Source organism: Mycolicibacterium xanthum, assembly GCF_019710635.1.
Taxonomy (GTDB): domain Bacteria; phylum Actinomycetota; class Actinomycetes; order Mycobacteriales; family Mycobacteriaceae; genus Mycobacterium; species Mycobacterium xanthum.
The window spans coordinates 1-13,367 of the sequence record NZ_JAIFZS010000007.1 but is presented as its reverse complement, the minus strand read 5'-3'; the positions used below and the strand labels follow the sequence as shown (position 1 = coordinate 13,367).

12 protein-coding genes are annotated in these 13,367 nt (G+C 67.4%); 3 read left to right on the top strand and 9 right to left on the bottom strand.

From position 1 onward, the window contains the following. Positions 1-163: 163 nt before the first annotated feature. From JDV09_RS04390 to JDV09_RS04370, 5 genes are all read right to left on the bottom strand, one after another. On the bottom strand, positions 164-2,248 hold the full coding sequence (locus tag JDV09_RS04390; protein WP_221367901.1) for a RecQ family ATP-dependent DNA helicase: 2,085 nt from the start codon (positions 2,246-2,248) through the stop codon (positions 164-166). Between the two features lie 78 nt (positions 2,249-2,326). Continuing rightward, the gene (locus JDV09_RS04385; protein ID WP_221367900.1) at positions 2,327-3,208 is read right to left on the bottom strand and encodes a hypothetical protein; all 882 of its coding nucleotides are present in this window, start codon (positions 3,206-3,208) and stop codon (positions 2,327-2,329) included. Between the two features lie 406 nt (positions 3,209-3,614). Beyond that, positions 3,615-4,700 (bottom strand): 4-hydroxy-2-oxovalerate aldolase, encoded by a 1,086-nt coding sequence (gene dmpG / locus JDV09_RS04380; RefSeq protein ID WP_304619328.1) that lies wholly within the window; start codon positions 4,698-4,700, stop codon positions 3,615-3,617. Further along, a complete protein-coding gene (locus JDV09_RS04375; RefSeq protein WP_221367899.1) occupies positions 4,697-5,626 on the bottom strand; it encodes an acetaldehyde dehydrogenase (acetylating) in 930 nt (309 codons plus the stop codon). Before JDV09_RS04375 ends, dmpG begins: the two co-directional genes overlap by 4 nt. A 13-nt stretch (positions 5,627-5,639) precedes the next feature. Continuing rightward, positions 5,640-6,425: a 2-keto-4-pentenoate hydratase gene (locus tag JDV09_RS04370; RefSeq protein ID WP_221367898.1), complete on the bottom strand. Its 786-nt coding sequence runs from the start codon at positions 6,423-6,425 to the stop codon at positions 5,640-5,642. A gap of 73 nt (positions 6,426-6,498) precedes the next feature. Here JDV09_RS04370 and kstD point away from each other — a divergent pair, with 73 nt between their 5' ends. Together kstD and chsH3 are read left to right on the top strand one after the other, a co-directional pair. Continuing rightward, positions 6,499-8,181 (top strand): 3-oxosteroid 1-dehydrogenase, encoded by a 1,683-nt coding sequence (gene kstD, locus JDV09_RS04365; protein ID WP_221367897.1) that lies wholly within the window; start codon positions 6,499-6,501, stop codon positions 8,179-8,181. Positions 8,182-8,183: 2 nt separating this feature from the next. Continuing rightward, a complete protein-coding gene (gene chsH3 / locus JDV09_RS04360) occupies positions 8,184-9,056 on the top strand; it encodes an enoyl-CoA hydratase ChsH3 (RefSeq protein ID WP_221367896.1) in 873 nt (290 codons plus the stop codon). Between the two features lie 6 nt (positions 9,057-9,062). Here the strand turns inward: chsH3 and JDV09_RS04355 are convergent, their stop codons facing one another. Then, a complete protein-coding gene (locus JDV09_RS04355; protein WP_221367895.1) occupies positions 9,063-9,536 on the bottom strand; it encodes a hypothetical protein in 474 nt (157 codons plus the stop codon). A gap of 644 nt (positions 9,537-10,180) precedes the next feature. Between JDV09_RS04355 and JDV09_RS04350 the strand changes: the two genes are divergently transcribed. Beyond that, a complete protein-coding gene (locus tag JDV09_RS04350; protein WP_255604836.1) occupies positions 10,181-11,017 on the top strand; it encodes an MPT63 family protein in 837 nt (278 codons plus the stop codon). A gap of 26 nt (positions 11,018-11,043) precedes the next feature. On the opposite strand, the gene JDV09_RS04345 is transcribed toward JDV09_RS04350, so the two are convergent. From JDV09_RS04345 to JDV09_RS04335, 3 genes are read right to left on the bottom strand one after another with little or no spacing between them, the layout of a single operon-like run. Further along, positions 11,044-11,748 (bottom strand): hypothetical protein, encoded by a 705-nt coding sequence (locus tag JDV09_RS04345; RefSeq protein WP_221367893.1) that lies wholly within the window; start codon positions 11,746-11,748, stop codon positions 11,044-11,046. Positions 11,749-11,805: 57 nt separating this feature from the next. Further along, positions 11,806-12,972: a 17-hydroxy-3-oxo-4-pregnene-20-carboxyl-CoA lyase gene (gene ltp2, locus JDV09_RS04340; protein ID WP_221367892.1), complete on the bottom strand. Its 1,167-nt coding sequence runs from the start codon at positions 12,970-12,972 to the stop codon at positions 11,806-11,808. Further along, the gene (locus JDV09_RS04335) at positions 12,969-13,352 is read right to left on the bottom strand and encodes a MaoC family dehydratase (protein WP_221367902.1); all 384 of its coding nucleotides are present in this window, start codon (positions 13,350-13,352) and stop codon (positions 12,969-12,971) included. Before JDV09_RS04335 ends, ltp2 begins: the two co-directional genes overlap by 4 nt. Between the last annotated feature and the right edge of the window lie 15 nt (positions 13,353-13,367).

Below are 13,367 nucleotides of genomic sequence, written 5' to 3'. Positions count from 1 at the left end.
ACACCTGCTGCACAGTGCATTCTGCAACGATCCTGATAATTCGGTCCGGCGAGCAGGCCCATCAACCCATTGAACCGTCCCAGGCCCACACCAGCCGTCACAGCAAGCTCAACCGCAAGAGCGGTTACCACCTACCCCACGAGACCCGTTCGACACCAGCCACCTAGCCGGTCGTGGCCAACGTCAGCGGCAGCACCTCATCGGCTCCCGCGGCCCGCAGCACCCGCGCGGCCATCGTCATCGTCCACCCGGTGTCGCTGAAGTCGTCGACGACCAGTACCGGGCCTTCCACGGCGGCCAGGTCGTCATTCGGAACCGACCAGGAATCGATGAGTGCGGCAACGCGATACGCGGAATTGGCCGCTGTCACCGGTCGCCGTGTCGGGGCGTAGCGCAACGTGCCCAGGTTGGTCAGCCGGCCCAGCTCGGCGAGCCGGCCGACCAGCGAGGCGATCAGCACCGGATGCTTCGTCGAGTCGAGGCCGATCACCCCGACCGGGCGAACGTCCCATTCCCAGGCGGCCAGCACCGAAACCGCGGCCCGCACAACGTCATCGGGCACCGGGGCGTCCGGACCGTCGATCAGCGCCCGCAACCGGGCACCCCAGCCCAGGTCGGTCAGCCGACCCACCGCCCGGCCGGCCGACGGGCCGTCGGCGATGCGACCCGACAGCGTCAGGCCGAGCTTGGCCAGCCCGGTCGGCCATTGCCTGCGTGGGGCCATCTCGACGCCGGGCCGCATCAATGCGGACCGGGTGTCGGCGATCGTCGCATCGTCGACCTCGGCGCGGTAACGGCCGCCGGCACAGTTGTCGCAACGGCCGCACGCCTCGCCGTCGCGCAGCTCCGGATCGTCGAGTTGGCTGCGCAGGAAAACCATTCGGCATCCGGCGGTGTCCTGATAGTCCAGCATCGCCTGCTGTTCGGCCCGCCGGGCCGCCTCCAGTTTGCGATAGCGCGATTCGTCGTACTCCCACGGAGCACCGGTGCCGACCCAGCCGCCCTTCACCCGGCGCACCGCACCGTCGACGTCGAGCACCTTCAGCACCATCTCCAGCCTGGTCCGGCCCAGGTCCACCTGCGGCTCCAAGGCCTGCGTCGACTGCGGCCGCTCGGGGTCGAGTACCCGGATCACATTGCGCACCATCGCTTCCGATGGAAACGCCACCGACGCGAAGTAGCGCCAGATGTCGCGGTCCTCCGGGCCGGGTAGCAACACGACCTCCGCACTCGCGGTCGACCGGCCCGCCCTGCCGACCTGCTGGTAGTACGCGATCGGCGAGGACGGCGCACCCAGATGCACGACGAACCCCAGATCCGGCTTGTCGAAACCCATTCCGAGTGCCGAGGTGGCCACCAGCGCCTTGACCCGGTTGGCCAGCAGATCGGCCTCGAGCGCCTCGCGTTCGGCCGTCTCGGTGGCCCCGGTGTACGCCGCGACGGCATGGCCGCGATCCCGCAGCAGGGCGGCGACGTCATGGGCGGCGGCCACCGTCAGCGTGTAGATGATGCCGGAGCCGGGCAGCGAGTCCAGCTGGGCGGCGATCCAGGCGGCGCGCTGCGCGGTAGTGCCCGCCTGCACCACCGACAGCCGCAGCGACTCTCGGTCCAGCCCACCCCGCAGTACCACGGTGTCGCGACCCCCGACCCCGAGCTGCGCGGCCACGTCGTCGACCACCCGGTCGTTGGCGGTCGCGGTGGTCGCCAGCACCGGGATGTCCGCCCCGAGGTCGGCGATCAGCGAACGGATCCGACGGTAGTCGGGGCGGAAGTCGTGGCCCCAATCCGACACACAGTGTGCCTCATCCACCACCACCAACCCCGCGTCGGCCGCCAGCGCGGGCAGCACGTTGTCACGGAAGTCGGGGTTGTTCAACCGCTCCGGGCTGACCAGCAGCACGTCCAGCTCACCGCGGCGCACCCGGTGATGGATCTCGTCCCAGTCGGTGACGTTGGCCGAATTGATGGTCGCCGCCCGCACTCCGGCGCGCTCGGCCGCGGCGACCTGATTGCGCATCAGGGCCAGCAGCGGCGACACGATCACGGTGGGCCCGTGCCCGCCGGCACGCAGCAGCTTGGCGGCGATGAAATAGACCGCCGACTTCCCCCATCCGGTGCGCTGCACCACCAGCGCCCGCCGGCGCCGCACGACCAGCGCCTCGATCGCCGTCCACTGGTCGTCACGCAGCGTCGCCGTCGGCCCGGCGAGCTGCTCGAGGATCTGCTGGGCCTGCTCTGGTGTCGACATCACCGCCCATCTTGCTCTGCGTCGCAGACGTTCGAGGAATCGGCGTCCGGTGGCCGTGAGACTGCAGAGTGCGAGGGCCTACCCTTCGTCGGCGCCGGCCTTGTCGACCCCGGCCCTGTCGACGCCGGCACCATTGTCGGCAGCCGGAGCGGGGCCACCGGTCGGGGGCGCTTCGTCTGTGTCGGAGTCGACCGCCGGCTTTTTCACGTCCGTCGGGTCCACATCGGAATCCGCCGCGGGATCTGTCGCGTCTTCCTCCGGCACATCGGTGTCGGCAACACCTTCCGGTGCCTCCACCGCATCGCCCTGGTCTTCCGGGACCGCTACTTCGTCGATTGCCGCGGGCGCCGCCTCCTCGGCGAGCGGGTCGACGACGGTCACCAACTCTGCCGGCTCCGCCATGGCCATCGAGTCCGCGGCGATGTCGTCGTCCGCCTCGGTCGACACCGCCGTCGCGTCGATGATTTCCGTCACCTCAGCCGCCGGAGGTACCGCGTCGGTCAGGGCTGGTGAGTCCCCGGGGGCACCGGTGGGCACATCGACGCGCAACGACGGCTCGTCGTGCGACTCGACCTCACTCGGGACGAGCGCCTCGGAACCCGCGTCGAGGGCTGCCGCCGGGGGTCCGAACCCCAACGCACCCAGGAAGGTGTTTATCGCCAAGTCAACCCACGTGGTCAGGACTGCCGCAACCGGCGCGATCACGAAGAGCAGGACTCCGCCGAAGAGCGGCTTGAGGTCGTCAGGTGCCACGGCGACGATCCACAGAAGAGGCTGTAACAGCAGACTCACCAGGTAGAAGGCGATGTGGAGGTCGGGCCCGACAGCATCGAGCTGTTGGGGCGCAGCCGACGACCCCACCTCGGGCAGACGCTGCACCGAGGCGGAAAGGCCGACCGGCGGGCCAGGATCAACGGCTCCGGCGCCACCCCCAGCTGCCAGTGCGGTCTCGATGACCACGCCCAGCGGGTTCGGCTCGGGTGCGACAAGTGACACCAACCGCACGGCACGGACCTCGGGTGGCGGGTCATCCGCCTTGACCGATGGGGGCGCGGCGGCGCACACCAGGATCCCCACCATCGCAGCGGCGCAACCGGTGGTGAATCGCATGCTCACCGAGTCATGCCGCGTCGGACTGCACGGACCTCTCATGGCTGTTGCCCTCCCCCCATTCATGGTTCGTGCAGCGGCCTCGGATGAGGTCGTCGCACTGAACACGAGGAGCATCTCTCGAAGGGGCTGCCCCCGGTGCAGTAGGCGACTACTGCACTTTCATCCAGTCCGTTCCGTCGCGTCGGTCGCGTCCGCGGTGTCCGGGCGTGCGGCCGCCTGCCTCGGCCCGTGCGATGCCCGTTCGGCCCGGTGCTCAGCTGGCCGCGGTCTCCTGTTCGCGTTTGATCTCCAGTGCGATGTCGATGAGCTGGTCTTCCTGGCCGCCGATCAGCTTGCGCTGTCCGGCACGGTGCAGCAGCTGATGCGCGGGCACCCCATAGCGCTCGGACTGGCGAATGGCGTGCTTGAGGAAGCTGGAGTACACCCCGGAGTAACCCATGATCAGCGCGTTGCGGTCCAGCAGACACTCCGCCGGCATCGCCGGGGCGACCACCTCCTCGGCGGCATCGGCGATATCGAAGAAATCGATACCGGTCTTCACACCGATCTTGTCGAACACCCCGATCAGCGCCTCCACCGGCGCGTTACCTGCCCCGGCCCCGAACCGCCGGCACGACCCGTCGATCTGCTTGGCACCCGCCCGCACCGCCTCGATCGAGTTGGCCACCCCGAGTCCGAGGTTCTCGTGACCGTGAAACCCGACCTGGGCGTCATCGCCGAGCTCGGCCACCAGGGCGGCCACCCGGTCACGCACCCCTTCGAGCACCAAAGCCCCGGCAGAGTCGACGACGTAGACGCACTGACAGCCCGCATCGGCCATGATCCGGGCCTGGGCGGCCAGCTTCTCCGGGGAGATGGTGTGGCTCATCATCAAAAAACCCACCGTCTCCAGGCCGAGCTCCCGGGCCAACCCGAAATGCTGGATCGACACATCGGCCTCGGTGCAGTGCGTCGCGATCCGGCAGATCGACCCACCGTTGTCCTGCGCCTCCTTGATGTCCTCCTTGGTGCCCACCCCGGGCAGCATCAAGAACGCGATCTTGGACTCTTTGGCCGTCTCGGCGGCCAGCTTGATCAGCTCCTGTTCCGGGGTCTTGGAAAACCCGTAGTTGAAGCTCGACCCGCCCAGACCGTCACCATGGGTGACCTCGATGACCGGCACCCCCGCCGCATCCAGCGCCGCCACGATCGCGCCGACCTCGTCCTTGGTGAACTGGTGGCGCTTGTGGTGACTACCGTCGCGCAGGGAGGTGTCGGTCATCCGCACGTCCCAGACCGGGTTGAAGTAGATGTCCTCGACTCCGCCGATGCGCGATCCGCTGCGCTTCTCGCTTGTCATGCCCGTCCTCCTGTCGATGAGGACAATGACACCCCGGCCATTTCCCTGGCGATCTCCTCGCCCACCTTGGTGGCCGCGGCGGTCATGATGTCCAGATTTCCAGCGTACGGCGGCAGATAATCCCCCGCACCCTCCACCTCGACGAAGATCGTGACGACGTGGTTGCCGCCGTTGACCACCGACGGCTCGTCGAACTGCGGCTCGTTGAGCAACCGATACCCCGGCACATAAGACTGCACCTGGGCCACCACATCCTTGACCGACGCCGTGATCGCGTCGTGGTCGGCGTCCTCGGGGATCGCGCAGAAAATCGTGTCGCGCATGATCATCGGCGGCTCGGCCGGATTCAAGATGATGATCGCCTTACCCCGGGCCGCACCACCGATATCACGCACACCCGCCGACGTGGTCTTGGTGAACTCGTCGATATTCGCGCGCGTCCCCGGCCCCGCCGACGCCGAGGACACCGACGCCACGATCTCGGCATACGGCACCTCCACGACACGACTCACCGCATACACCATCGGGATCGTCGCCTGCCCACCACAGGTCACCATGTTCACGTTCGGCGCATCCAGATGCTCACGCAGATTCGCCGGCGGTATCACTCCCGGACCCACTGCCGCCGGGGTCAGATCGATGGCCCGGATACCGGCCTCGGCATACCGCGGCGCGGCAGCGCGGTGCACATAGGCACTGGTGGCCTCGAACACCATGTCCGGTTTCTCATCGAGAGCCAACAACCAGTCCACCCCCTCGTGGGAGGTTTCCAGACCGAGCTTGCGGGCCCGCGCCAAACCCTCACTGTCCGGATCGATCCCGATCATCCACCGCGGCTCCAGCGACTCCGAACGCAGCAACTTGTACAGCAGATCGGTACTGATATTGCCCGATCCGACGATCGCCACCGACGCCTTGTCCGGCATGGGAAATCTCCTACTACTCGAAGTTCAGTCGTACTGAACCTAACCCGCCGAACTCCGCCACGAAACGGCTGCCCGGAGGTGCATCTATCGCACGCGTGCACGACCCCGGCAACACGATGTCACCGGCCTTGAGGCGCACCCCGAAACCCTCGACCTTGCGGGCCAGCCAGGCCACCGCGGTGACCGGGTTTCCCAGCACAGCGTCGCTGCGTCCCTCGGCCACGACCTCGCCGTTGTTGGTCAGCACCGCGTCGATGTTCTTGATATCTATGTCCTTGGGCGACACCCGCGCCTCCCCCAGCACCCAACCGGCCGACGAGGCGTTGTCGGCGATGGTGTCGCACAGCTTGATCTGCCAGTTGGTGATCCGGGTGTCGATCAACTCGATCGCGGGCGCGAACGCGGCGGTGGCGGCCAGCACGTCGTCCTCGGTGCAACCCGCCCCGGGCAGGTCGTCGGCCAGTATGAACCCGACCTCGACCTCGACCCGCGGATACAGGTATCGATCGGACCGAACGGGCACATCCTCGAAGACCTGCATCTCGTCGAGCAGATGCCCGTAGTCGGGCTCGTCGACGTTCATCATCTTCTGCATGGCCTCCGACGACAGACCCACCTTGTGCCCGATCACCCGGGCACCCTCGGCGACCCGCTGGCGGATGTTGATCAACTGGATCTCGTAGGCGTCCACCACATCGATGTCGGGGTTGCCGTCGGTCAACGGCGTGATCGGCACCCGGCTGCGTTCGGCCTGGGCGAGGTCGGCGGCGAGCCGGTCACGAACCTCAACACTGAGCATTTCAGCGAATTCCCCTCGTTTCGCGGACCGGCGCAGTTGTTAGCCGGCCGGGCAGTTCTATAACGTGTTCTACATGACGGAGCAGGAGTATGACGTCGTCGTGGTGGGTAGCGGCGCCGCCGGCATGGTCGCCGCCCTCACCGCCGCCCACCAGGGCCTCTCGACAGTAATCGTTGAGAAGGCCCCGCACTATGGTGGTTCCACTGCGCGGTCGGGTGGCGGTGTCTGGATCCCGAACAACGAGGTACTGCAGCGCGACGGCGTGCAGGACACCGCCCAGGCCGCCCGCACCTACCTGCACGCGATCATCGGCGATGTGGTGCCGGCCGACAAGATCGACACCTACCTGCGGCGTGGTCCGGAGATGCTGTCGTTCGTGCTGAAGCACTCGCCGCTGAAGCTGTGCTGGGTGCCCGGCTACTCCGACTACTACCCCGAGACCCCCGGCGGCAAGGCATCGGGCCGCTCGGTGGAGCCCAAACCGTTCAACGCCAACAAGCTGGGCCCCGACCTCGAGGGCCTGGAGCCGCCGTACGGCAAGGTCCCCCTCAACGTCGTGGTCATGCAGCAGGACTACGTGCGGCTCAACCAGCTCAAGCGTCACCCCCGCGGGGTACTGCGCAGCCTGAAGGTCGGCGCCAGGACCATGTGGGCCCAGGCCACCGGCAAGAACCTGGTCGGGATGGGTCGCGCGCTGATCGCGCCGCTGCGTATCGGCCTGCGTGACGCCGGCGTCCCGGTGCTGCTGGACACCGCGATGACCGACCTCTACGTCGAGAAAGGGGCCGTCCGCGGCATCTATGTCCGGGACGCGCAGGAGTCCGAATCCGCCGAACCGCGATTGATCCAGGCCCGCCGCGGCGTCATCCTGGGCAGCGGCGGGTTCGAGCACAACGAGCAGATGCGGGTGAAGTACCAGCGCGCTCCGATCACCACGGACTGGACGGTCGGCGCAAAGGCCAACACCGGCGACGGTATCCTGGCCGCCGAGAAACTCGGAGCGGCGCTGGACATCATGGAAGATGCCTGGTGGATACCAACAGTGCCGCTGGTCGACGCACCGTGGATCGCGTTGTCGGAGCGCAACTCGCCCGGCGCCATCATGGTGAACATGGCGGGCAAGCGGTTCATGAACGAGTCGTTGCCCTACGTCGAAGCCGGCCACCACATGTACGGCGGCCGGTACGGACAGGGCGCGGGCCCCGGGGAGAACATCCCGGCCTGGCTCGTCTTCGACCAGCGGTACCGCGACCGGTACATCTTCGCCGGCCTGCAGCCCGGCCAGCGCATCCCGAAGAAATGGATGGAGTCCGGTGTCATCGTCTCGGCCCCGACGCTCGACGAACTGGCCGCCAAGACCGGCCTGCCCGCCGATTCGCTGAAGGCCACCGTCGAGCGCTTCAACGGGTTCGCCCGCTCCGGCGTCGACGAGGACTTCAACCGCGGCCAGAGCGCGTACGACCGCTACTACGGCGACCCCACCAACAAGCCCAACCCCAACCTCGGCGAGGTCGGCCACGCCCCGTTCTACGCGGCCAAGATGGTTCCCGGCGACCTGGGCACCAAGGGCGGTGTCGTCACCGACAACGACGGTCGAGCCCTGCGCGATGATGGCTCGGTCATCGAGGGGCTCTACGCTGCGGGTAACGTCAGCGCACCGGTCATGGGTTACACCTATCCCGGCCCGGGCGGCACCATCGGCCCCGCCATGACCTTCGGGTACCTCGCGGCCCTGCACGTGGCAGCCAAGGAGTAGCGATGCCGATCAACCTCGACGAAGCGATCGGCGCCGAACTCGACCCGGTCGAATTCTCCTGGACCAGTAGCGATATCCAGCTCTACCACCTCGGCCTGGGCGCGGGCCGCGACCCGATGGACCGCCGCGAACTGCGGTACCTGACCGATGACACACCACAGGTGCTGCCCACGTTCGGCAACGTCGCGCAGAGCTTCCACGACACCGAGCCGCCCGCGGTGAAGTTCCCCGGGATCGACATCGAGTTGTCCAAGGTGCTGCATGCCAGCGAGGCCGTCACGGTGCCCGGACCCATCCCCGCCGCGGGCACCGGCATAGCGGTCACCAGGTTCACCGAGATCTGGGACAAGGGCAAGGCGGCGGTGATCTGGTCGGAGACCACGGTACGCAACCCCGAGGGCGCACTGCTGTGGACCCAGAAGCGGTCGATCTTCGCCCGCGGGGAGGGTGGATTCGGCGGTGACCGAGGGCCTTCCGGATCTGCCGGAGCCCCCGATCGGGTGCCCGACATCGAACTTTCGGTGGAGACCTCGCCGCAGCAGGCACTGCTCTACCGGATGTGCGGTGACCGCAATCCGCTGCACTCCGACCCCGACTTCGCCGCGGCCGCGGGTTTTCCGCGGCCGATCCTGCATGGTCTGTGCACCTATGGGATGACGTGCAAAGCGTTGGTGGACGCACTCCTCGACGGTGACGTCAGCGGGCTGAAGTCCTACGGAGCGCGGATGGCCGGCGTGGTGTTCCCCGGCGAGACCCTGCGTGTCAGCGTGTGGAAGGACGACCAAGGCACCGACGCGGGATACACCGCCGTCGTGACCGCACCGGAACGCGACAACGCCGTGGCCCTGGCCGGGGTCGAATTCGTCCCCGGCTGATCGAAGCTAGGCGCAGAGTTCGCCGATACGCGTGGCACTCGCCTGGGCCTCTTCGAGGCGGGTCGCCTGTGCGGGATCTTCCGCCGGCGCTCCGGCCAGTTGGCCCATCCCGATGTCCTGCAGGTTGTGCGCGAAAGAGGTTACTGCGTCTGACAATTCGCCGGGAACGGCGTTGTCCAGCTGGGACAGCAGATACTGTCCGCCACCCAGCGTCGCCAACCGCGCGTTGGCCGCGACCGCTTGGGTGGCGACCTTGTCCTTGCCGAGGTTGGCGTTGGTCTGCAGCGACACGGCGCTGCGCACCGTGCCGAAGGCGGTGCAGACCCGCTGCTTGGCCTCGGCCGACTGCTCGGTGGTCACCGATCCCGCCCCATCCGACGACGGCGAACGCATCAGCGCCCAGATGGCGACACCGAATGCGGCGACGGCGACGATCAGCGTCGCGACGATGAGCCGATCTGAGCGACGGGATTCCGGCATGGGCCGATCATAGCCTCACATGTACCGGTCAAAGTCATACGCTTGCAGGCGTTTCGGCGACAGGGCACGGGCGCTGGCCACGAAGGTGATCGGCGATGTCGCGGCCGTCGGGTCGCGGTGGTCGAGGATGTAGTGCTCGACCTTCTGCCCACCGTCACCCAATCAGAGGACGAAATCCCTGTGCTGATGGCGCACCGGAGCGCGCAAAGACAGATCGGTCAACCAGGTATGGCACCCTGGCGTGAGAGGTTCGGACTGCGTCAAGGTGACCACTCGACTCTCTGTCCTTCAACATAGATCGAGCAAACAATCTGATGCGGTCGATCCGCCAGCCGGCCATTGCGGCAATGGACGAATGCACTGGTAGATTGATCTGACTTTCTGATTTTCCTGGAAGAAATCCTCTACGTGCGATTTTGGCAATCTCAGGAACGGATCTCTCCAGACTGGCTGCCCGGCCGGGAAGATTCGGCGCAGCTCCGTATTTTGTCATCGCGATACACGAATATGGCAAACCTCATCGCGACCGGTCGAATCTCAGATCGCGGGCACGACCCCAGAATGCGGCACGTGCCTGTTACGTTGCTCGTCGGGGGGAACACCTCGCTGCTCGATCGCCGAAACCAGGAGGAACTGACGTGAAGATGAAACCCGCACTGGCCGTGCTCACCACAGCGGCGGCCGTCACCGTCGGCCTGGCCTGCCCGCCGTTCGCGTCGGCCGACACCGAGGTTGCCTACCTCGGTCAGCAGGGTGAACTCGTCGATGGAGACGTCGTTCAGGGATGGACGATCAGCGACCTGCGGCCCAGCACCGACACGATCCCCTACCCGGTCGCCGGAACGCTGTGGGAGGCCACGGCGACCGATGAGGCGATCGCAGGCTCTGCGACTCCCATCGTGTCGAATCTGAACGCCCGCGCCGCCAGTGGGCAGTCCTACCGCGTGCTGTTCGGGGTCGCCTCCACACAGGGGATCAACCCCGCCACCCTGGCCCAGGGCCAGAAGACCACCGGCAAAATCTATTTCGACGTCACCGGCGACAGCCCCGACAGCGTCTTCTACAACGCGGGCGGGCAGGATCTGCTGCTGTGGGTTCCCGCGCCTCCGCCGCCGGCTACCGGCTCGTCGGGCGGCTACACCGCACCGGCTCCGGCGCGCACCGCCGCCCCCGCTGAGGCCGAGACCACCGAGCCGACGGCGACTACCGAACCCACGACGGAGAGCACCGAAGCGGTGATGCCACCTGCGCCGGAGGGCAGTTCGGGCACCCCGCTGCCCGAGGGGAGTTCGGGGACTCCGCTACCGGAAGGCAGCACGGGGACCCCGCTGCCCGAGGACGCCGCGCCCGCTCCCGCCGCGGTCGCTCCGGCGCCCGAGGGCAGCACCGGCACCCCGATGGTGGAAGGCAGTTCGGGAACCCCACTGCCCGAGAACGTGGCGCCCACCACGACGACCGTCGTCCCCGCACCGCCTGCCTGACCGCGGAGCGGGCCCCCTGGTGGTCGTCAGGAGTGCGACGACCACCAGGTGTAAAGCTGGACCATGTTCGGTCCCTGGGCGCCCGACTGCACTTCGCTCAGCAGCAGTTGGGCATCGGTGGTCCAGGCCACCGTCGACGTGGTCTGGCGAAACCCGCAAACCAGCGTTCCCGCCACTTTGTCCGGCGCGGCATTGCGGCGCCACGGGCCGGGAGACTGGATGTTGCCGGGGCAGTTCACCACCGACAGCGCGTTCTTGGTCCGGTCGAAGGCGGTGCGCAGCGACTCCACATCGCCGGCCAGCGTGTAGATTGCCGAGAGCGGGCCTCCCGGGTCACCGTTCCTACCGCAAATGACGTGCGCAAGAGCACCTTTCGGTGGCACGACGGGCTCGCAGGCGCCTTCGTCGTAGCCGCGCGGCAACATGCCCATCAACCGGGCTCCCGCCTCCTCTACGGACTGGGTCTCGGTGGTCGTTGTCGGCGCCGCGGCGGGTGACTCGCCCGCCTCCGACGACGGCCAGAACACCCACGCGAGCACCCCGAGCGCGATCACCGCGACCGTCGCCGCCGCGATCAGCACGGTCGGCCGACGATCCCTCTGAACCGGCCGGGGATTCACCGACAGCGGTGCATCGAACCGGCGTCCGGAGGGCGCACCGGATGCCGGATGTGACCGGTCGACGTACACCGGTCCGGTGTCATCGTCGGGTCGGGGCTCGTGGGAGCTCATCTGGCCAAGGGTAGTGGGCGCGGTGGCTCGATCGTGCGAGCCACACCTACCGGTGCATCAGCCCAGGATGAGCCCGGACGTCGGAACCCCGGTACCGGCGGTGACCAGCACGTGCTCGACGTCGGGAACCGGGTTCACCGACGTGCCCCGCAGCTGCCGGACCCCCTCGGCGATGCCGTTCATCCCGTGGATGTAGGCCTCGCCGAGCTGACCGCCGTGGGTGTTGATCGGCAACCTGCCGCCGATCTCGATCGCACCGTCGGCGACGTAGTCCTTGGCCTCCCCGATGCCGCAGAAGCCGAGCTCCTCGAGCTGGATCAGCGTGAACGGGGTGAAGTGGTCGTAGAGGATCGCGGTCTGGATGTCGGCCGGTGTCAGCCCCGACTGGTCCCACAGCTGCCTACCCACCAGACCCATCTCCGGCAGCCCCAACTCGGGACGGTAGTAGCTGACCATCGAGTACTGATCGGTGCCGGACCCCTGGGCGGCGGCTTCGATGACGGCCGGCCGATGCTTGAGATCCTTCGCGCGCTCCGGAGTCGTCACGACCAGTGCGACACCACCATCGGTCTCCTGACAGCAGTCGAGCAGGCGCAACGGCTCGGCGATCCACCGCGAGTTCTGGTGATCCTCGATGGTGATCGGCTTGCCGTAGAAATACGCCTTGGGGTTGTTGGCGGCGTGCCTGCGGTCCGCGACGGACACCGCGCCGAAGTCCTTGCTGGTGGCTCCGGACAGATGCATGTAGCGCCGGGCGATCATCGCCACCTGAGCTGCGGGGGTGGACAGGCCGTGCGGATACGAGAACGAGTTGTCGACGCCGGTGGAGTCGGCGTTGTCTACCAGCCGCATCTGCACCTGACCGAACCGCATCCCCGATCGTTCGTTGAAGGCGCGATAGGCCACAACGCATTCCGCGACGCCGGTGGCCACCGCGATCGCGGCCTGCTGGATGGTGGCGCACGCAGCGCCGCCGCCGTGGTGGATCTTGGAGAAGAACTTCAGCTCGCCGATCCCGGTGGCGCGGGCAACGGCCACCTCGGTGTTGGAGTCCATCGTGAACGTGACCATGCCGTCGACATCGGCAGGAGTCAGACCGGCATCGTCGAGCGCGTCGAGCACCGCCTCGGCGGCCAATCGCAGTTCGCTTCGTCCGGAGTTCTTCGAGAAGTCGGTCGCGCCGATGCCGACGATCGCCGCCTTCCCGGACAGGCCGCCGCTCATGCGCCACCTCCGATCGTGAGCGTCGCCGTGGCGATGACGTGATCGCCCAGGCTGTTGGTGCCAACCACTTTCACCGTGATCAGGCCATCGGATACCTCGGTCACCTCGCCGGAGAAGGTCACCGTGTCGTAGGCGTACCACGGCACGCCGAGACGCAGGGAGATCGACTTGATCACCGCGGTCGGGCCCGCCCAGTCGGTGATGAACCGCTGCACGAGGCCGGTGTCGGTCAGGATGTTCACGAAGATGTCCTTGGAACCCTTGGCCTGCGCCTTGTCCCGGTCGTGATGGACGTCCTGGTAGTCGCGTGTCGCGATGGCGGTCGAGACGATGAAGGTCGGATCGCCGTAGAGCGACAGTTCGGGCAGCTTGGTACCCACCTCGGGGGTCGCCGG